The following is a 14,750-nucleotide window of genomic DNA, read 5'->3' as shown; positions in this document are numbered from 1 at the left end:
GCCACAATGGCCTGCTGAGGGATTTCATCCCAAAGGGCATGTCCATGGAGCGGTTCTCTGATGAGGATATCCTGAACATGGCAGATACGCTGAACCAGCGCCCACGGCGTGTTTTGGGCTACCATACACCGTCAGAGCTATTTGATGCATTCCTCGATGAAGTTTATGCTAGTGAGTGTGTTTCCTGATTATGGTTGTTCAAATTCAACTTGCAATTTACCTAAATTTTTACCATATATGCTAATAGAGCATCGCTTTTTATGGGCTGCAGCATAAGCTCATACATGGAAAAAGCGGAAAGACAGCGCGTACGCCGCCCTTCCGCCTTTATGCAGGCCGTATATTAACCGTGATGATATTCTACGCCCATGGCGCCCTTCGGATGATTCCAGCTCTTGACGCCCTTGCCGCCGGAAATGACGCGGCACGTGCCGCATTCCAGGCAGCCTTCATGATTGAAGACCAATTTGCCGTCCGTGTATTTGTACAATTCAGCCGGACAAGCCATGACCAAGCGTTTGATTTCCGCTTCATCCTGATAATCTTCGTTGATTTCGATGTGGGATTCGTGTTCGTCCGTCACGAATTTAACTACGCCGAGTTTATCGTCTACGCTCATTTTTGCCATCTTACATCGCCTCCCAAGCTTTTTTGCCAAGATCAAAGAGTCCGTTCAAGCCGCCGTTGTTAGCCAAGACAGTCAAGGCGATCATCGGCAGGGCAACAGGCGCGCCGCCGTCTACTTTGTAGACCATGCCGGCAAATTCGTCGGCCATCTTCGGAACGTCGTTGAAGATGATGTGGTCTTCCAAGAGGCCCGGCAAGTTCTGATACTGTTTCATGAGCTTCATGATGAAGCTTTCGTCGAGGAGCTTCTTGTAGTACGACAGGCTTTCGGCCGAGAAGTCTTCTCTCGCTTTAGCCCGGACGACGGCTTCGCCGGCCAGACGACCCGATTCAATAGCCAGGTCCATGCCGCGGACCGTGTAGCCCAGGTTGACGACCATAGCAGCTGCGTCGCCGGCTACGATCACGCCGTCGCGTACGAGTTCGGGCATCATCTTGAGGCCGCCTTCCGTAACGAGGTGAGCCGAATATTCCGTCAGCTTGCCGCCTTTGACGAAGGGAGCGATAGACGGATGATTCTTCATGCGTTCTACCATATCGGGAACGCTGACGTCTACGCGGCCGATGTCGCTGATCGTCGTAACGATGCCCAGGGACAGGCTGTCCTTATTGGTGTAGATAAAGCCGCCGCCGAGGTTGCCGCCCGTCGGGTCGCCGGCGATCATCCAGGCCGCGCCTTCGTCGCCCTGGAGGCCGAAGCGTTCGTTAATGACGTCTTCGCCGAGATAAATGACTTCTTTTACTCCTACGGCTACGTCCTTCGGGTCCAGTTCCTGTTTCATGCCCAGCTGCTGTGCCAGCAGGGAGTTTACGCCGTCGGCCAATACGATGACGTCGGCGTCGAATTCTTCGTCGCCGCAGACGACGCCCGTCGCCTTGCCGTTTTCATCGACGAGGACCTTGTCTACGCGGAAGCCTTCGAGAAGCATGACGCCGGCTTCTTCCGCTTTTTCAGCCATCCATTTGTCGAATTTGGAGCGGAGTACGGAATAGGACGGATATTTCAGGTTCTGCAGCTTATCGGAATTGTACTGGAAGCTCAAGGCTCCGCCTTCCGTCATGAGGGACAGGCGTTCCTGGGTAATCTTGCGTTCGATCGGAGCTTCTTCGGCAAAGTTCGGAATCAGGCGTTCCAGGCTGTGACCGTAAATACGGCCGCCGCTGGAGTTTTTAGAGCCGCAGAATTTGCCGCGTTCAATCAACATAACGTCGAGTCCGGCTTTTGCCATAGTCAGGGCTGCCGCCGAACCGGCCAAGCCACCGCCAACAACGATAGCATCAAATTTTTCTTCACTACTCATGTTCTTACCCTCCTTAACCGTGCGGTTCCAATGCATCGGCTCCGCCGGTTTATGTATGTAAACGTATAGTATTTCCTGTTCGTTCAGATGTATCGGGGTTTCTGCCCGCTGTGCAGCGCGCAGGTTCCAAAGAGATGGCTGTCAGCGCGGACCTTCTCCAAGCCGACGGCGGCAAAGAGAGCCGTCAGCTCGCGCTTGCGGAGAAAGTCCCGCGTAGACTGCCACAACCACCGGTATTCCCTGCGATGGCGGAAGCCACCGCCCAATAGAGGCATGACGCCGCGGAAATACAGGTCGTAAAAGGGTCGAATCAACGGCGAGTCAGGTACAAAGGAATCGAGGCAGTATACCCAGCCGCCGGGGCAAACGACGCGGGTCATTTCCGTCAGGACCGCGCCGTAATCAGGCGTGTTGCGGAGACCGAAGGATATGGCCGCCGCCGAAAACGTATCGTCTCCAAAGGGAAGGGCCATGGCGTCGCCTTCCCGCCAGGTCAGGTTTTCCAAGGCCGCGCCCTTATGGCGGGCCACGTCCAGCATGGCCGGCGAGAAATCAAGACCCGTAACGTCTGCGTCAGGCCGCCTCCTTGCTACGGCTACGGCAATATCGCCCGTACCGCAGCAGACGTCCAGCACGGCGCCGCCGTCCGGTACCTGCGAGGCTACAGCCTCGACGAGGCCCCGCTTCCACGATTGCTCCAGCCCCAGGCTGATGCGGCGGTTCGCGCCGTCGTAGGTCTGGGAAATGCCCTGGAAGATGCCGTACACGCGCCTGCGTTTTTCCATCGAATCCATCAGACCGCCCTCCCTGCCAGCACGGCCAGGGCCGCGCCGATCAAATACGCGCCGTTTCCCAGCACGTTGGCCATGGCGATGCATTTCATCTGCCGCACTCGCTCCTGCGGAATCAACGGCGATGTCAGCAAGAAGGCAAAGACCTTCCGGCCCGTTAAGGCCGCGAGAGCCGGCACGACTAGGCCTGAGAGGCCGCCGTACCAGACAGGGATGACGAGGAGGCTCACGATCCAGCAGACGACGGCCGCCCGGTACAGCCTTACGGCCTTCGGCCTTCCCACTACGACGGGAAGGGTCTTGCGCCGGGCCTGCCGGTCCTTTTCGATATCGCTGATATTATTGGTCATCATGACCAGGCCGATTCCGATGATGAAGGGAATGGCTAGTATCAGAGCCAAGCCATCGACGATGCCGTGTACGGCTGCCGCTACTCCTAGCGGAATGAGGCCGCCCATGACGCCGCCGGAGACGAGCTCGCCTACGGGCAGGTAGGACAAGGGCGTCTTGCCGCCTGAATAGGCCAGGACGACGAGGCCGCCGACAAGGCCGATGCACCAAGGCGCAGGGCCTGCGCCGACGATGACCGGCAGTACCAGCAGGGCCGCCGCCGCCAGATAGGCGAGGCCTAAATACAGGGCCTGCTTCGGCGCAATCTCCTCGTATACCAATACGGCGTCGTGGACTTCGACGAAGTCGTCCGTCGTGTCCGTTCCCTTTACGAAATCGAAATAATCGTTCAGCGTATTGACCGACGACTGCATGAGGATGCACGCCCCCAGCAGGAGAACGGCCTGGAGCCACGATAGGTCGTAGCCGGCCAGCAGGCAGTACAGCTCGCCGAAGACAGCCGGATAGACTGCCGCTACCCACGAATGGGGATTGGCCAGCCGGACGGCAGCCGTCACGGACATGGCCTGTCGTCCCGCCATTACACCGCCCCCAGCTTGCTGACGAGCTTGCGCAGGAGAGGCGCCGCGTCACACGGCGGCAGGAACGCCAGCAGTTCTTCTGCCCGGCGCTGGTAGCGGCAGATATACTTCCACGCTTCCTCCATGCCGCCGAATTCCGCTACAATGCGTTCCATCGTCCGAATATCTGCGGCCGTCAGCGTGCCGGCTGCGCTGCGCTCCATGTAGGGCGTCAATGCAGCCCGGCCGCCGGGCCGTTCCAAGGCGATGAGGACGGGCAGCGTGTAGATGCCTTCGCGGAAATCCTGATGAACGGTCTTGCCGTTCAGCGCCTTGTCGTCCGTAAAGTCCAGGAGGTCGTCCCGCAGCTGGAACATGTATCCCAGGCATTCGCCGAAGGATTCCAGTATGCCGGCGTGCTGTTCGCTGCAGCCGCTTTCCATTGCGCCGATGCGGCAGCAGGCCATGAACAGGGCCACGGTCTTGCCGTGGATGTTGCGCAGGTACTCGTCAATCGTCACCGTATCCTTGTACCGGCACATAGCCTGGCCGATTTCGCCGCTGCACATTTCCTCTACCGTCTTCGACAGGACCATGCCGGCCCGGTTCAAGCCCTCCTTCATGAGGTGATAGCTGATGCGGCTCATGAGGAAATCTCCAGCGTAGACGGCGGCGTTTTTTCCGTACCGGCTCTGGATGGACGGCTTGCCCCGTCGGAAAGGAGCGTCGTCGACGACATCATCGTGAATCAGCGAAGCCAAATGCGTCATTTCGACGATAGCCGCCAGCTTATACAGCGTTTCCTGCGCGTCGCCGCGTTTGGGGCCGTACTCCGAGGCCATCATCAACAGGCGGGGCCGTATCATCTTTCCTTCTGACGCCGTCGCGTCGGTAAGTACCGCGCCGGTCGGCGTTCCGGCAAAGGTATGGGCCGTAAAGGCCTGTATATAGTTCTTTATCTTCTCTATTTGCTCATCACTGACGTTGGCAAAATACTTCGGCATAAATTTCCGAACGCTGTTTTCTAATAATGTCTGTTTTATCATCGCCGTTCCAATACACCTTTCCGGCCGTGTTAGGAGTTACTGTTTTTCTCTCTTTTCTACGAGAATCTGGGCCGTATGTTTTACCTGGATGTTGTTCAGGCCGCGCGCGTCGAGACCGCCTTTGATCTGGAGCAGGCAGCCCGGGCAGTCGACAGCCACGGTGTCGGCGCCGGTAGCCACGATGTTGTCGATCTTTTCTTCGAGCATCGGAGCGGACATTTCAGGGAATTTAATCGAGTAGGAGCCGCCGAAGCCGCAGCATTTATCGCAGTTGTTCATTTCTACGATTTCTACGCCCTTCGTGCCTTCCAGGAGTTCGCGCTGTTCTTTATATACGCCCATGTAGCGTTTCATATGGCACGAATCGTGATACGTAACCTTCATGGGAACGCCATCGCCGTTGTCCGGGAGACCGCCGAGCATGTGGAGCAGCTTGGAGAAGTCGTAAGACTTGTCGCTCAGTTCGGAAGCCTTCTTGTACATTTCCGGATCGTCCTTGAACATTTCCTTGTAATCGCGCAGAGCGTGCGTGCAGGTCGGGCAGGCCGATACGATGTAGTCGTATTTTTCCGCTTCCATAGCTTCGATATTGAGCGCTGCTTCTTTCTTAGCGTTTTCAGCGTCGCCCATGTACGTCGCCGGAGCGCCGCAGCAGGACTGGCCGAGAGGCATTTCTACGACGTAGCCGGCCATGTTGAGGGCTTTGACGACGGCCGTCGCGATGTCTACGTATACGAAATCGAGGAGGCAGCCCGTGAAGATGGCAATCTTGCCCTTCGGATTGGGAACGTCCTGTTTGATCGTCGGCAGTACGTCGCGGAACGGCTGCGGAGCGATGCTCGGCAGGCTGCGGCCCGACGTCAGGCCAGACAGGAACATCGGCATATGGCGAATCATCGGCTGGCCTTTGGTAATCGCGCCCTGAGCGACCGATGCGATGCGCAGCATGGAATGGAACAGATGGCGGTCGGCGACCGTGTCGAGGCAGAACTTATGAATCGGGTTGAGGCCGTCTTCCTGAGCGTACTTCGTGCGCAGCTTCAGGATCATGCCGGCGATGTCGAGTTTGCCGCCGCAGACGGTGTTGCACGTGCCGCACTGGAGACAGATATTCTGAATTTCTTTACCGCGTTCACGGCTGTTGAGGAAGGCCGTGAGCAGCGTGCCGATACCGCCGGTGTAGATGCTGCCGCCGTATACGTGGCCGCCGACGAGGCGGAAGGCCGGACATACGTTGAGGCAGGCTGCGCAGCGGATGCAGCAGAAAATGTCCTTGTAATCGGGATCGTTCATGATCTTGCGGCGTTCCGGCGTATCGAGGATGATGATATGGAAGCTCTTCTTCTGCTTCGTATCGTTTTCCGGATCCGTTACGACATCCGTCGCGCCCGTGTAGAAGGACAGGTACGTCGTCAGGTTCTGGGCCGTGCCGTTGCGGGGCAGGACCTTGAAGATATAGCGGACATCGCTCATCTTGGCGACGAATTTTTCAATGCCGAAGATGTACATGTGGCTGGCCGGCAAGGTGCCTACCATACGGCCGTTGCCTTCGTTGCTCATGGTGATGACCGTGCCCGTTTCGGCGACGGCGGCGTTGGCGCCGGATACGCCCATTTCAGCGGTCAGGAATTTTTCACGCATGACGCGGCGGGCCGTTTTAACTTCCTTGGAAATATCGGGAACTTCTTTTTCCTTCGTATAGGACGTAAACAGGTCGGCTACGTCTTCCTTGGAGTAGTGAATGGCGGGCATTACCATGTGGGACGGCGTGTCGCCGGCGATGGCGTTGATGAATTCGCCCAAGTCCGTTTCCTGCGCGTGAATGCCTGCGGCTTCAAAGCCCGGGTTGAAGTGGATTTCTTCCGATGCCATGGATTTCGATTTGACGACGAGTTTGACGTTCTGTTCTTTTGCTACCTTCAACGCGTAGTCGAAGGCTTCCTGCGGCGAATGGGCGCGGAATACGACGGCGCCGTTGGCCGTAGCGTTCTTTTCGAATTCGTCGAGCAGTTCGTCGATGTGGTCGCGGGCGTAGGATTTTACTTCGTGCACCTTTTCCCGCAGGGCTTCAAAGTCGTATCCTTTGTAAACGCGTTCGCGGTTGCCGGGATACGCAGTCGTAAAGTTTTTCAGCGCTTTCTGCAAAGGCGCGTTGTCCATTGCGCGCTCGATTTCTTGTTTCAACAAATCCATTTCAGTTGACATGTGTCATTCCCTCCTTTACTCATCTTCCACAACAATGACGGCATACTGGCGCGGTCCGTGGACGCCGACCGTGCTGACGCATTCGATGTCGGCCGTACGGCTCGGGCCCGTAATGATGCCGGCAAATTTCGGGAATGGCTTCGTTTCGGCCATAATGTCGATCATGGAATCGAAATCGTCGACGATCTTCGACAACTTGATAATGCCGACATATACGTCCGCTACGATTTCTACGATACGGTCGTCAATATCATCCTTCATTTGGACGAGGGAGCCCAGGTTGGCGACGCCGTAATCGGCTTCCGTTACGCCGCCTTTGTCATAGGGAGCGTTTTTGCGGAAGTGATCCGTGTCGGTCTTAATGCCTGCCGCCTTCAAGGCGTCGGCTGCGCCGGCTTCTTTCAGGAGCGGCGTTTCGACCAGAGCGACATCCTTTACATCCTTTTCCTGGAAAATCTTGACAAGAGTTGCTGCTACGTCGGCTTTTTTAGCCAAATAGCATTCCCCAGCGACGCTGGTTAATCCTTTTTGGAACGTTTCGTACAATTCTGCTTTTTCCATGTTCACACCTCTTTACGTCAAATATAAAATTTAAATGAATGCATGGCATACTATTAAAGTATTAATATAAGTATAGCATTTTATACAATTTATGCAACGAGTCTGACGCAAAGTCGCAATATATTTTGTGAAACGATACTCGCAAATCCATGCTTTATAGTCATATTTGCATATATGACATAGCAATACACTTGACAAGTTTATATTACTTAAATTAATACCTCTGTAGTATAATATTCGCTATCTCACTAGGTTTTATCAGGTATTTTGCATGCCGCTATGTCTTTTTATCATGACTTTTTCAGCATTTTACTATGATTAAAAATTATTATTTATAAGGTTAATCCCGCACGTTTTTCCAACAAAGCTCCTTCCATGTTCCACTTTGACTATTCATATTTATAGTATTAATTTTCATTTTTATTTGTTTTAAAATTCATTTATTTTACATTATAATTCTATTTTGTATACATTATCCGTTATTTTATAACGCAATGTTATGTTCTATTTCCACTGCATCACCTGTCCTGCAATGTGCATCTGAACATTACAATAATTCATTTCAACTTGACGCGCATCGCATTCCAAATAGCCCGTTTTAGAATACGGAAAAATGTAAATTTTTTATAACCTTGCAAAAAATACCTTGACAAACGTTCAAACAAACGGTATTATGTTCCCAACGAAAAATGCAATGACCAAAACAAGTACACGTACGAAAGCTATACAGAGAACGGGAGTCACCGGCTGAGAGCTCCTGCCGCCGCCTAGTACGATGGAATGCCTTTGGGAGCAGGGCAGCTGAACATATAGTAGGTTGTCACGGTTTGCCGCCGTTATGGGCCTTGAGGTGCAGCGCATCGCTGAGATGCCTGCAAATCAGAGTGGAACCGCGGGCCGCCGTCTCTGTTTAGGGACTGCGGCTTTTTTGTATTTCAGCATTTATTCGTACGACACAAGGAGGCACCATTCATGTTTAACACCCTGAGAAAGGACATTCACGTCATTAAGGAACGAGACCCGGCCGTAAAAAATACCCTGGAAGTCCTGCTGTGCTACTCGGGACTGCACGCTATCTGGGCATACCGCCTGGCTCATTTCTTCTACCTGCACAAATGGTTTGTCACGGCCCGCATCATCTCGACTATTGCCCGCTTCTTCACGGGAATTGAAATCCACCCGGGCGCACAGATCGGCGAAGGGCTGTTCATCGATCACGGCATGGGCATCGTCATCGGCGAGACGACCATTATCGGCAACAACGTATCCCTCTATCAGGGCGTGACCCTCGGCGGCACGGGCAAGGAAAAGGGCAAGCGCCATCCGACTATCGGAGATTACGTCGTCGTCGCCTGCGGAGCAAAGGTACTCGGCTCCTTTACGGTCGGCGAAGGCTCGAAAATCGGCGCCGGCTCCGTCGTCTTAAAAGAAGTGCCGCCCTATTCGACAGTCGTCGGCATTCCCGGCCGCGTCGTCCTCCAGCAGGGCAAAAAGATTAGCCATTCGGAGCAGGACGTCGATTTGGATCACAACCGCCTGCCCGACCCTATCGAAGACCAGATTGCCGCCTTGCAGCAGCAAGTCGCCATCCTCCAGTCGCGCGTAAACGCCATGGACACCGCCGAGCCGCATCTGCGCAGCCTCAGCCGCTAAGGACCTCTCCTCCCCCGTAAAAAGCACAGAGTCCGTTATCTTTGTATAGTTAAAATATACTTATTAAGTATATTTTATGGTATATTTTTACTATTTTAGTTTCAAATTATACTACATACAGTATAAGGAGTGATTTTCATGAAAAAGATATATACGTCCATCCTCGATTTGATCGGCCGCACGCCGCTGCTGGAACCGGCCCGTTTCAACGCCGCCCAAAGCGTCGGCGCCCGCCTGCTCGTCAAATTGGAAGCCTTTAATCCCGGCGGCTCGGCTAAGGACCGCATCGCCAAGGCCATGATTGAAGACGCCGAAGCGAAGGGCCTCCTCAAGCCGGGAACGGTCATCATCGAGCCGACGAGCGGCAATACGGGCATCGGCCTGGCTGCCGTCGCCGCCGCCAAAGGCTATAAGGCCATCTTCACCATGCCGGAAACGATGTCGGTCGAACGGCGCAAGCTCATCGCAGCCTACGGCGCAGACATCGTCCTGACGGAAGGGGCCAAGGGCATGCAGGGAGCCGTTGACAAGGCTGAAGAATTAGCCAAAGAGCTGCACGGCTTTATTCCCGGCCAGTTTATCAATCCGGCCAACCCCGCCGTCCATAAGGCCACGACAGGCCCGGAAATCTACGACGACACGGATGGAGCCGTCGATATCCTCGTCGCCGGCGTCGGCACCGGCGGCACCCTGAGCGGCACGGGACAATACCTAAAGGAACAAAAGCCGTCCGTCCAGGTCGTAGCCGTTGAACCGGCCGATTCGCCGCTCCTGTCCCAGGGCCATGCCGGCCCTCATAAGCTGCAGGGTATCGGCGCGAATTTCGTCCCCGAAACCCTCGATAAGACGATTTACGATGAAGTATTTACCGTCACGACAGACGAAGCCTATACGACAGCCCATGCCTTTACCAAAGCCGAAGGCCTCCTCATCGGCATTTCCGGCGGCGCAGCCCTCCATGCCGCGGCAGAAATCGCCAAGCGGCCGGAAAACGCCGGTAAGACCATCGTAGCCGTCCTGCCGGACAACGGCGACCGCTACCTCTCGACGCCGGGATTCATCAAGCTGTAATATACATATATAATATAATAACGCAAGGATAAACAGCATCATATATCCTGCGAACCATACAAAAACAAGACGTTCCCTAACAGGCCGCATTGCGGCATCCGTCATGGGAACGTCTTATTTTATATTATAGATTTATTATACGCCGTGTTTCAAGGCCTCCAGCTCCTCTTCGCTCAGCTCCGTAATCATGGCAACTTGACGGATATCCATGCCGACAGCCAGCATGTTGGCTGCCACCTGCATAATCCCCATTTTTACACCTTTCTTAACCGCTTCATTTATACCTTTTTCAAAACCTTCTCTCAGCCCTTCACGTCTTGCTTCCTCCATATCGGAAATATAATCTCTCTCGGCCTTTTCGCGCTGCAAGCGGCGCCGCCGCTGTATCTGCTCTTCCGTAAAAGGCTCTGCCGCCGGTATCGTCGTATCCTTATGCATCACAGCCTCCTGCCGCAGCCGTTTTCAAAGCTGCGAGTTCTTGTTCGCTCAACCCGGTGATGGCAGCTACAGTATGCCGGTCGATTCCGTTTTCCAACATCTTTACCGCCATCTGCACGATTCCCTCTTGCAGTCCTTCATTTCTCGCCTCATCCATAGCAGAAATATAGTCTCTCACGGCTTTTTCGCGCTGCGAATATTTTCTCCGCATGATTTCGTCTTCTGTAAAGGCCGTTTCAGCCTGTACGACTTCTTTCATTACCGGATCGCTCATGGCTAATTCCTCCGTTTCCCTGTCTCCGCAGTTGGAAAAGTACGCCGTCCAGCGCCCCAGCCGATGGAGGGCCTTTACGTCGCTGTACGTAAACTTCTTCAATTCAATAAAGTGCATGGCAAAATGATCGGTCAGCCGCCTGCGGGATACGTCGTTGCAGATAGAGTACGCATTGTGCCAGCTTGCTTCCGGCAGATGGTCAAACTCCGTCAGAATGATGGACACCGACGGCTTCAGCGCGTTGTAGCCGTCGCCCCGCTTCATCTGGCTGCCGTACATTTCCGCCCAATAGAATAAAAACCGCTCGGCCAAATGAGCCTGCCGCCGCACCTGCACCTCGACGTTGATCAGCATCCCCTGATCGGTTTTCGCCAGTATATCGAGCTTGGCCGGCTTTCCGTCCGCCCGCTCCGGGTCCAAATCCTTGTCGAGAAAGAACACGTCGGCAATCTGCGGCGCATCGTCGCCGTACAGGACGGCGTTCAAAAAGTGGATCGTCAAATGCTTGCGCTTCTCGCTTCCCAATAAATACTTGACATAAAAATCGTTGAGCCGGTTAATCGTCGCAGGCATTCAGCTGTCTTCCTTTCCTATATTATATCACAAGCAGGCCCTTCATTTCGCCTGCAAACAGGGCAAAAGAAAAGGACCGCCATGATCTTATCATGACAGTCCTTTGATGAAGGTTGCATTATATTGGCATATACTGCGTCTTCCTTACGTCTTCCTTAAATCTTATCCATATCGCGGCTGGCTACGATGTCCACGCCGAGGCCTAGGATATCGGCTACGATGACGTCGCCGGTCTTAACGGGGGCTTCGATGGAAACAGCCCGCAGCGCCTGGGCGCATTCGAGGATTTTGCCCTTCGGCAGGGTCGATTTCGATACGACCGGCAGGAGAGGCAGCTCGCCGCCGGAAATGCGTACCGTCGAGGTCAGCATGCGCTGGGGATTGGTCAATTCCTGATGGGCGTATGTTTCGCCGCGGGGGCAGGTATTGCCCGTTACGTCCGTAATCGCGCCGTCCGTCAAGGTAACGGTCAGCAGGCAGCCCATGGGGCAGTTGATGCAGTTCAGTTGTTTCGTTTCTACACTCATGTTACTCTTCCTCCTTTACGGAAACAGTCCAGTCGGCATGATGGCCTTTCGCTTTGTCAGCCGGCACGTTGACGGCAATCATTTCGCTCGGTTTAGCGACAGGGAGGACTCTGCTCACTAAGACGTCGTCGCCGCTCGTAACCGTCAGGCGGCATTTCTTGAGAGGACGGCGGACGCGCATGAACAAGCGGACCGTTTCGCCTTCGGCTGCGGCGCGGATGTGCTGGGGCACGCAGGTGCGTACTTCGTCAGCCGGTTCGACCTTGACGTCGGCAACTTCGCCTTCCATCTGGCCCAAGGCCTTCAGTGCGGCAAACTTGCCGGCGATTTCCGCTTCTTCCGATACGAAGTCGACGAGGTCGTGAACGTGGACGACGTTGCCGGCGGCGAAGATGCCGGGCATACTCGTTTCACGATGCTGGTCGACGATGGGGCCGCTCGTCAGCGGATGCATGGCGAGGCCCAAGCCGCGGGACAATTCGTTTTCCGGAATGAGGCCGACGGACAGGAGCAGCGTATCGCAGTCGATATCGAATTCCGTACCCGGAATAGGCTGCATATGGTCGTCGACTTTGGCCGCCGTAATGCCCGTCACGCGGTCTTTGCCGTGAATGGCTGTAATCGTATGGGACAGGTACAAGGGAATGTCGTAGTCGTACAGACACTGTACCATGTTGCGGGTCAGGCCGTTGGAGAAGGGGCAGATTTCGAGAACAGCCTGCACCTTGCAGCCTTCGAGGGACATGCGGCGGGCCATGATGAGGCCGATGTCGCCGCTGCCGAGGATGACGATCTTCTTGCCCGGCAGGTAGCCTTCCATGTTGACCATGCGCTGCGCTGCGCCGGCAGTGAATACGCCGGCCGGACGGTAGCCCGGCGTGCGGATGGCGCCGCGGGTACGTTCGCGGCAGCCCATGGTGAGGATGATCGTCTTGCCCTGTACGGTGATGAGGCCGTGTTTCGGGCTGACAGCCGTGACGGTTTTATCTTCATGGACGTCGAGAACCATCGTATCGACGAGGATTTCGATTTCCGGTTTATCCTTTACCAGGTCGTAGCATCGCTGCGCGTAGCCCGGGCCGGTCAGCTCTTCCTTGAAGTGATGCAGGCCGAAGCCATTGTGGATGCACTGCTGGAGAATGCCGCCCGCTTCGCGGTCGCGTTCGAGGACGAGGATTTTCTTCGCGCCGTTTTCCCAAGCGCTGTATGCGGCCGAAAGACCTGCCGGGCCGCCGCCGACGATGATAATATCATACAGTTGTTCAGCCATTATGCCTTACCTCCGCTCTGAGTTTCTTTATCGTAGAACATATAGGATTTTCTCATTTCCTTGCGAACTTCCGTTACGGGGATGTTCAGTTCGCGAGCCAAAATCTGCGTGACGCGGGGACCGCAGAAGCCGCCTTGGCAGCGGCCCATGCCGGCGCGGGTGCGGCGTTTTACGCCGTCGACGGTGCGCGCGCCTACAGGGCGGCGGATGGCGTCGATGATTTCGCCTTCCGTAATCGTTTCGCAGCGGCAGATGACGCGGCCGTATGCAGCGTCCTTCGCGATGAGGGCTTTCTTGTCGTCATCGCTGAGGGTGCGGAAGCAGGGCTGGGCCGGACGGCCTTTCTTGTAGTCTTCCTTCTGCGCCGCGCCCGTTTCGGCGACGATTTCGCCTACGATCGTCTTGGCGATGGCCGGAGCCGACGTCAGGCCCGGAGACTGGATGCCGGCTGCCTGGAAGAGGCCCTTGGTCTTTTCAGACTGGCCGATGATGAAATCACCCGTGCTGGATACGGCGCGGACGCCGGCAAATTCCGTAATCGCTGCGCCGGCCGGAATGTTCGGAACGAGCTTGCGGGCTTTTTCGAGGATTTCGTTCATGCCCGGAATCGTGACGGCCGTGTCGTCTTTTTCACTGCCGTCCAGGTCGTGGGCGTTCGGGCCTACGAATACGTTGCCGTGAGTCGTCGCGCAGACGAGGATGCCCTTGCCCATTTTCGTCGGCGTCGGGAAAATCGGCGAGTATACGAGGTCTTTCTGCGCCGTCTTGTCAAAGAGGATGTATTCGCCACGGCGCGGCGTGATGGTAAAGGAATCGTCGCCGGCCATACGGCTTACGTCGTCGGCATGGACGCCGGCGGCGTTGATGACATATTTCGTTTCAATCGTGCCCTGGTCCGTTTCGACGGCTTTCACTGCGCCGTTTTCTACGGTAATGCCCGTTACCTGGCATTCGCGGAGCACTTCGGCGCCGTTGATGACGGCGTTTTCAGCAAAGGCCAAGGCCATGCCGAAGGGCCAGCAGATGCCGGCAGTCGGAGCCCAAAGAGCGCCTTTGATATCCTTGCTGAGGTTCGGTTCCTTTTCGCGGACCTTGTCGCCGTCCCAGATTTCAAGGCCGGGAACGCCGTTGGCCTGGCCCCGTTCGAGGAGTTCCTGCAGGACGCTCATTTCTTCGTCGTCTACGGCGGCGACGAAGGAGCCTGTCCATTCGATTTCCAAATCCAGTTCGTCCTTCAGCTCATGGTACATGGCGTTGCCTTCTACGTTCATGCGGGCCTTCATGCTGCCAGTGGGAGCATCGAAGCCGGCGTGGAGAATCGCGCTGTTCGCCTTTGTCGTGCCGGCAGCCAGTTCCGGTTCCTGTTCTACCAAGACTGCACGAAGGTTATATTTTGCCAATTCATACAGTATGGCAGCGCCGGTAATACCGCCGCCGATGACGACGACATCTGCTTGTTTTGTCATGTTCACAACCTCTTTCTTTGCGGAATCCAATACAAT

14 protein-coding genes are annotated in these 14,750 nt (G+C 55.4%); 2 read left to right on the top strand and 12 right to left on the bottom strand.

Features of this window, described 5'->3' with window-relative positions:
* Positions 1–343 precede the first annotated feature (343 nt).
* From CJ260_RS09635 to CJ260_RS09605, 7 genes are all read right to left on the bottom strand, one after another.
* Entirely contained in the window at positions 344–628 is a 285-nt protein-coding gene (locus CJ260_RS09635; RefSeq protein WP_087478380.1) for a 4Fe-4S dicluster domain-containing protein, read from the bottom strand.
* Position 629: 1 nt separating this feature from the next.
* On the bottom strand, positions 630–1,928 hold the full coding sequence (locus CJ260_RS09630; protein WP_095630031.1) for an FAD-dependent oxidoreductase: 1,299 nt from the start codon (positions 1,926–1,928) through the stop codon (positions 630–632).
* Positions 1,929–2,011: 83 nt separating this feature from the next.
* The gene (locus CJ260_RS09625; protein WP_095630030.1) at positions 2,012–2,722 is read right to left on the bottom strand and encodes a ubiquinone/menaquinone biosynthesis methyltransferase; all 711 of its coding nucleotides are present in this window, start codon (positions 2,720–2,722) and stop codon (positions 2,012–2,014) included.
* Entirely contained in the window at positions 2,722–3,651 is a 930-nt protein-coding gene (locus tag CJ260_RS09620; protein WP_095630029.1) for a prenyltransferase, read from the bottom strand. Before CJ260_RS09620 ends, CJ260_RS09625 begins: the two co-directional genes overlap by 1 nt.
* A complete protein-coding gene (locus tag CJ260_RS09615; RefSeq protein ID WP_095630028.1) occupies positions 3,651–4,676 on the bottom strand; it encodes a polyprenyl synthetase family protein in 1,026 nt (341 codons plus the stop codon). The genes CJ260_RS09620 and CJ260_RS09615 overlap by 1 nt, the downstream gene beginning before the upstream one ends.
* A 36-nt stretch (positions 4,677–4,712) precedes the next feature.
* Positions 4,713–6,881 (bottom strand): L-lactate dehydrogenase (quinone) large subunit LdhH, encoded by a 2,169-nt coding sequence (gene ldhH / locus CJ260_RS09610; protein ID WP_087478375.1) that lies wholly within the window; start codon positions 6,879–6,881, stop codon positions 4,713–4,715.
* Positions 6,882–6,896: 15 nt separating this feature from the next.
* Positions 6,897–7,442: an LUD domain-containing protein gene (locus CJ260_RS09605; protein WP_087478374.1), complete on the bottom strand. Its 546-nt coding sequence runs from the start codon at positions 7,440–7,442 to the stop codon at positions 6,897–6,899.
* A gap of 906 nt (positions 7,443–8,348) precedes the next feature.
* Between CJ260_RS09605 and cysE the strand changes: the two genes are divergently transcribed.
* A complete protein-coding gene (gene cysE, locus CJ260_RS09600; RefSeq protein ID WP_255378494.1) occupies positions 8,349–9,095 on the top strand; it encodes a serine O-acetyltransferase in 747 nt (248 codons plus the stop codon).
* A gap of 138 nt (positions 9,096–9,233) precedes the next feature.
* Positions 9,234–10,166, top strand: a complete 933-nt coding sequence (gene cysK / locus CJ260_RS09595; RefSeq protein WP_095630026.1) for a cysteine synthase A — start codon at positions 9,234–9,236, stop codon at positions 10,164–10,166.
* A 135-nt stretch (positions 10,167–10,301) separates the two neighbouring features.
* On the opposite strand, the gene CJ260_RS09590 is transcribed toward cysK, so the two are convergent.
* From CJ260_RS09590 to CJ260_RS09570, 5 genes are all read right to left on the bottom strand, one after another.
* A complete protein-coding gene (locus CJ260_RS09590) occupies positions 10,302–10,604 on the bottom strand; it encodes a hypothetical protein (RefSeq protein WP_095630025.1) in 303 nt (100 codons plus the stop codon).
* Complete coding sequence (locus CJ260_RS09585; protein WP_095630024.1) at positions 10,597–11,451, bottom strand: Rpn family recombination-promoting nuclease/putative transposase; 855 nt, start codon at positions 11,449–11,451, stop codon at positions 10,597–10,599. The genes CJ260_RS09590 and CJ260_RS09585 overlap by 8 nt, the downstream gene beginning before the upstream one ends.
* A 155-nt stretch (positions 11,452–11,606) precedes the next feature.
* Positions 11,607–11,978: a DUF1667 domain-containing protein gene (locus tag CJ260_RS09580; RefSeq protein ID WP_087478369.1), complete on the bottom strand. Its 372-nt coding sequence runs from the start codon at positions 11,976–11,978 to the stop codon at positions 11,607–11,609.
* Between the two features lies 1 nt (position 11,979).
* Positions 11,980–13,248, bottom strand: coding sequence for an NAD(P)/FAD-dependent oxidoreductase (locus tag CJ260_RS09575; protein WP_095630023.1), 1,269 nt, complete (start codon positions 13,246–13,248; stop codon positions 11,980–11,982).
* A complete protein-coding gene (locus CJ260_RS09570) occupies positions 13,248–14,714 on the bottom strand; it encodes an NAD(P)/FAD-dependent oxidoreductase (protein ID WP_095630022.1) in 1,467 nt (488 codons plus the stop codon). Before CJ260_RS09570 ends, CJ260_RS09575 begins: the two co-directional genes overlap by 1 nt.
* Positions 14,715–14,750 lie beyond the last annotated feature (36 nt).

It is taken from the genome of Megasphaera sp. ASD88, assembly GCF_002287425.1.
Classification (GTDB): Bacteria; Bacillota; Negativicutes; order Veillonellales; family Megasphaeraceae; genus Megasphaera; species Megasphaera stantonii.
Note: the sequence above shows the minus strand (reverse complement) of the source record. Positions and strands in the feature narration are given on the sequence as shown.

What these genes read in the sequence shown, in the direction of transcription:
- CJ260_RS09635 (WP_087478380.1), bottom strand. Translation starts at nt 628, where the DNA reads ATGGCAAAAATGAGCGTAGACGATAAACTCGGCGTAGTTAAATTCGTG.
- CJ260_RS09630 (WP_095630031.1), bottom strand. Translation starts at nt 1,928, where the DNA reads ATGAGTAGTGAAGAAAAATTTGATGCTATCGTTGTTGGCGGTGGCTTG.
- CJ260_RS09625 (WP_095630030.1), bottom strand. Translation starts at nt 2,722, where the DNA reads ATGGATTCGATGGAAAAACGCAGGCGCGTGTACGGCATCTTCCAGGGC.
- CJ260_RS09620 (WP_095630029.1), bottom strand. Translation starts at nt 3,651, where the DNA reads ATGGCGGGACGACAGGCCATGTCCGTGACGGCTGCCGTCCGGCTGGCC.
- CJ260_RS09615 (WP_095630028.1), bottom strand. Translation starts at nt 4,676, where the DNA reads ATGATAAAACAGACATTATTAGAAAACAGCGTTCGGAAATTTATGCCG.
- ldhH (WP_087478375.1), bottom strand. Translation starts at nt 6,881, where the DNA reads ATGTCAACTGAAATGGATTTGTTGAAACAAGAAATCGAGCGCGCAATG.
- CJ260_RS09605 (WP_087478374.1), bottom strand. Translation starts at nt 7,442, where the DNA reads ATGGAAAAAGCAGAATTGTACGAAACGTTCCAAAAAGGATTAACCAGC.
- cysK (WP_095630026.1), top strand. Translation starts at nt 9,234, where the DNA reads ATGAAAAAGATATATACGTCCATCCTCGATTTGATCGGCCGCACGCCG.
- CJ260_RS09590 (WP_095630025.1), bottom strand. Translation starts at nt 10,604, where the DNA reads ATGCATAAGGATACGACGATACCGGCGGCAGAGCCTTTTACGGAAGAG.
- CJ260_RS09585 (WP_095630024.1), bottom strand. Translation starts at nt 11,451, where the DNA reads ATGCCTGCGACGATTAACCGGCTCAACGATTTTTATGTCAAGTATTTA.
- CJ260_RS09580 (WP_087478369.1), bottom strand. Translation starts at nt 11,978, where the DNA reads ATGAGTGTAGAAACGAAACAACTGAACTGCATCAACTGCCCCATGGGC.
- CJ260_RS09575 (WP_095630023.1), bottom strand. Translation starts at nt 13,248, where the DNA reads ATGGCTGAACAACTGTATGATATTATCATCGTCGGCGGCGGCCCGGCA.
- CJ260_RS09570 (WP_095630022.1), bottom strand. Translation starts at nt 14,714, where the DNA reads ATGACAAAACAAGCAGATGTCGTCGTCATCGGCGGCGGTATTACCGGC.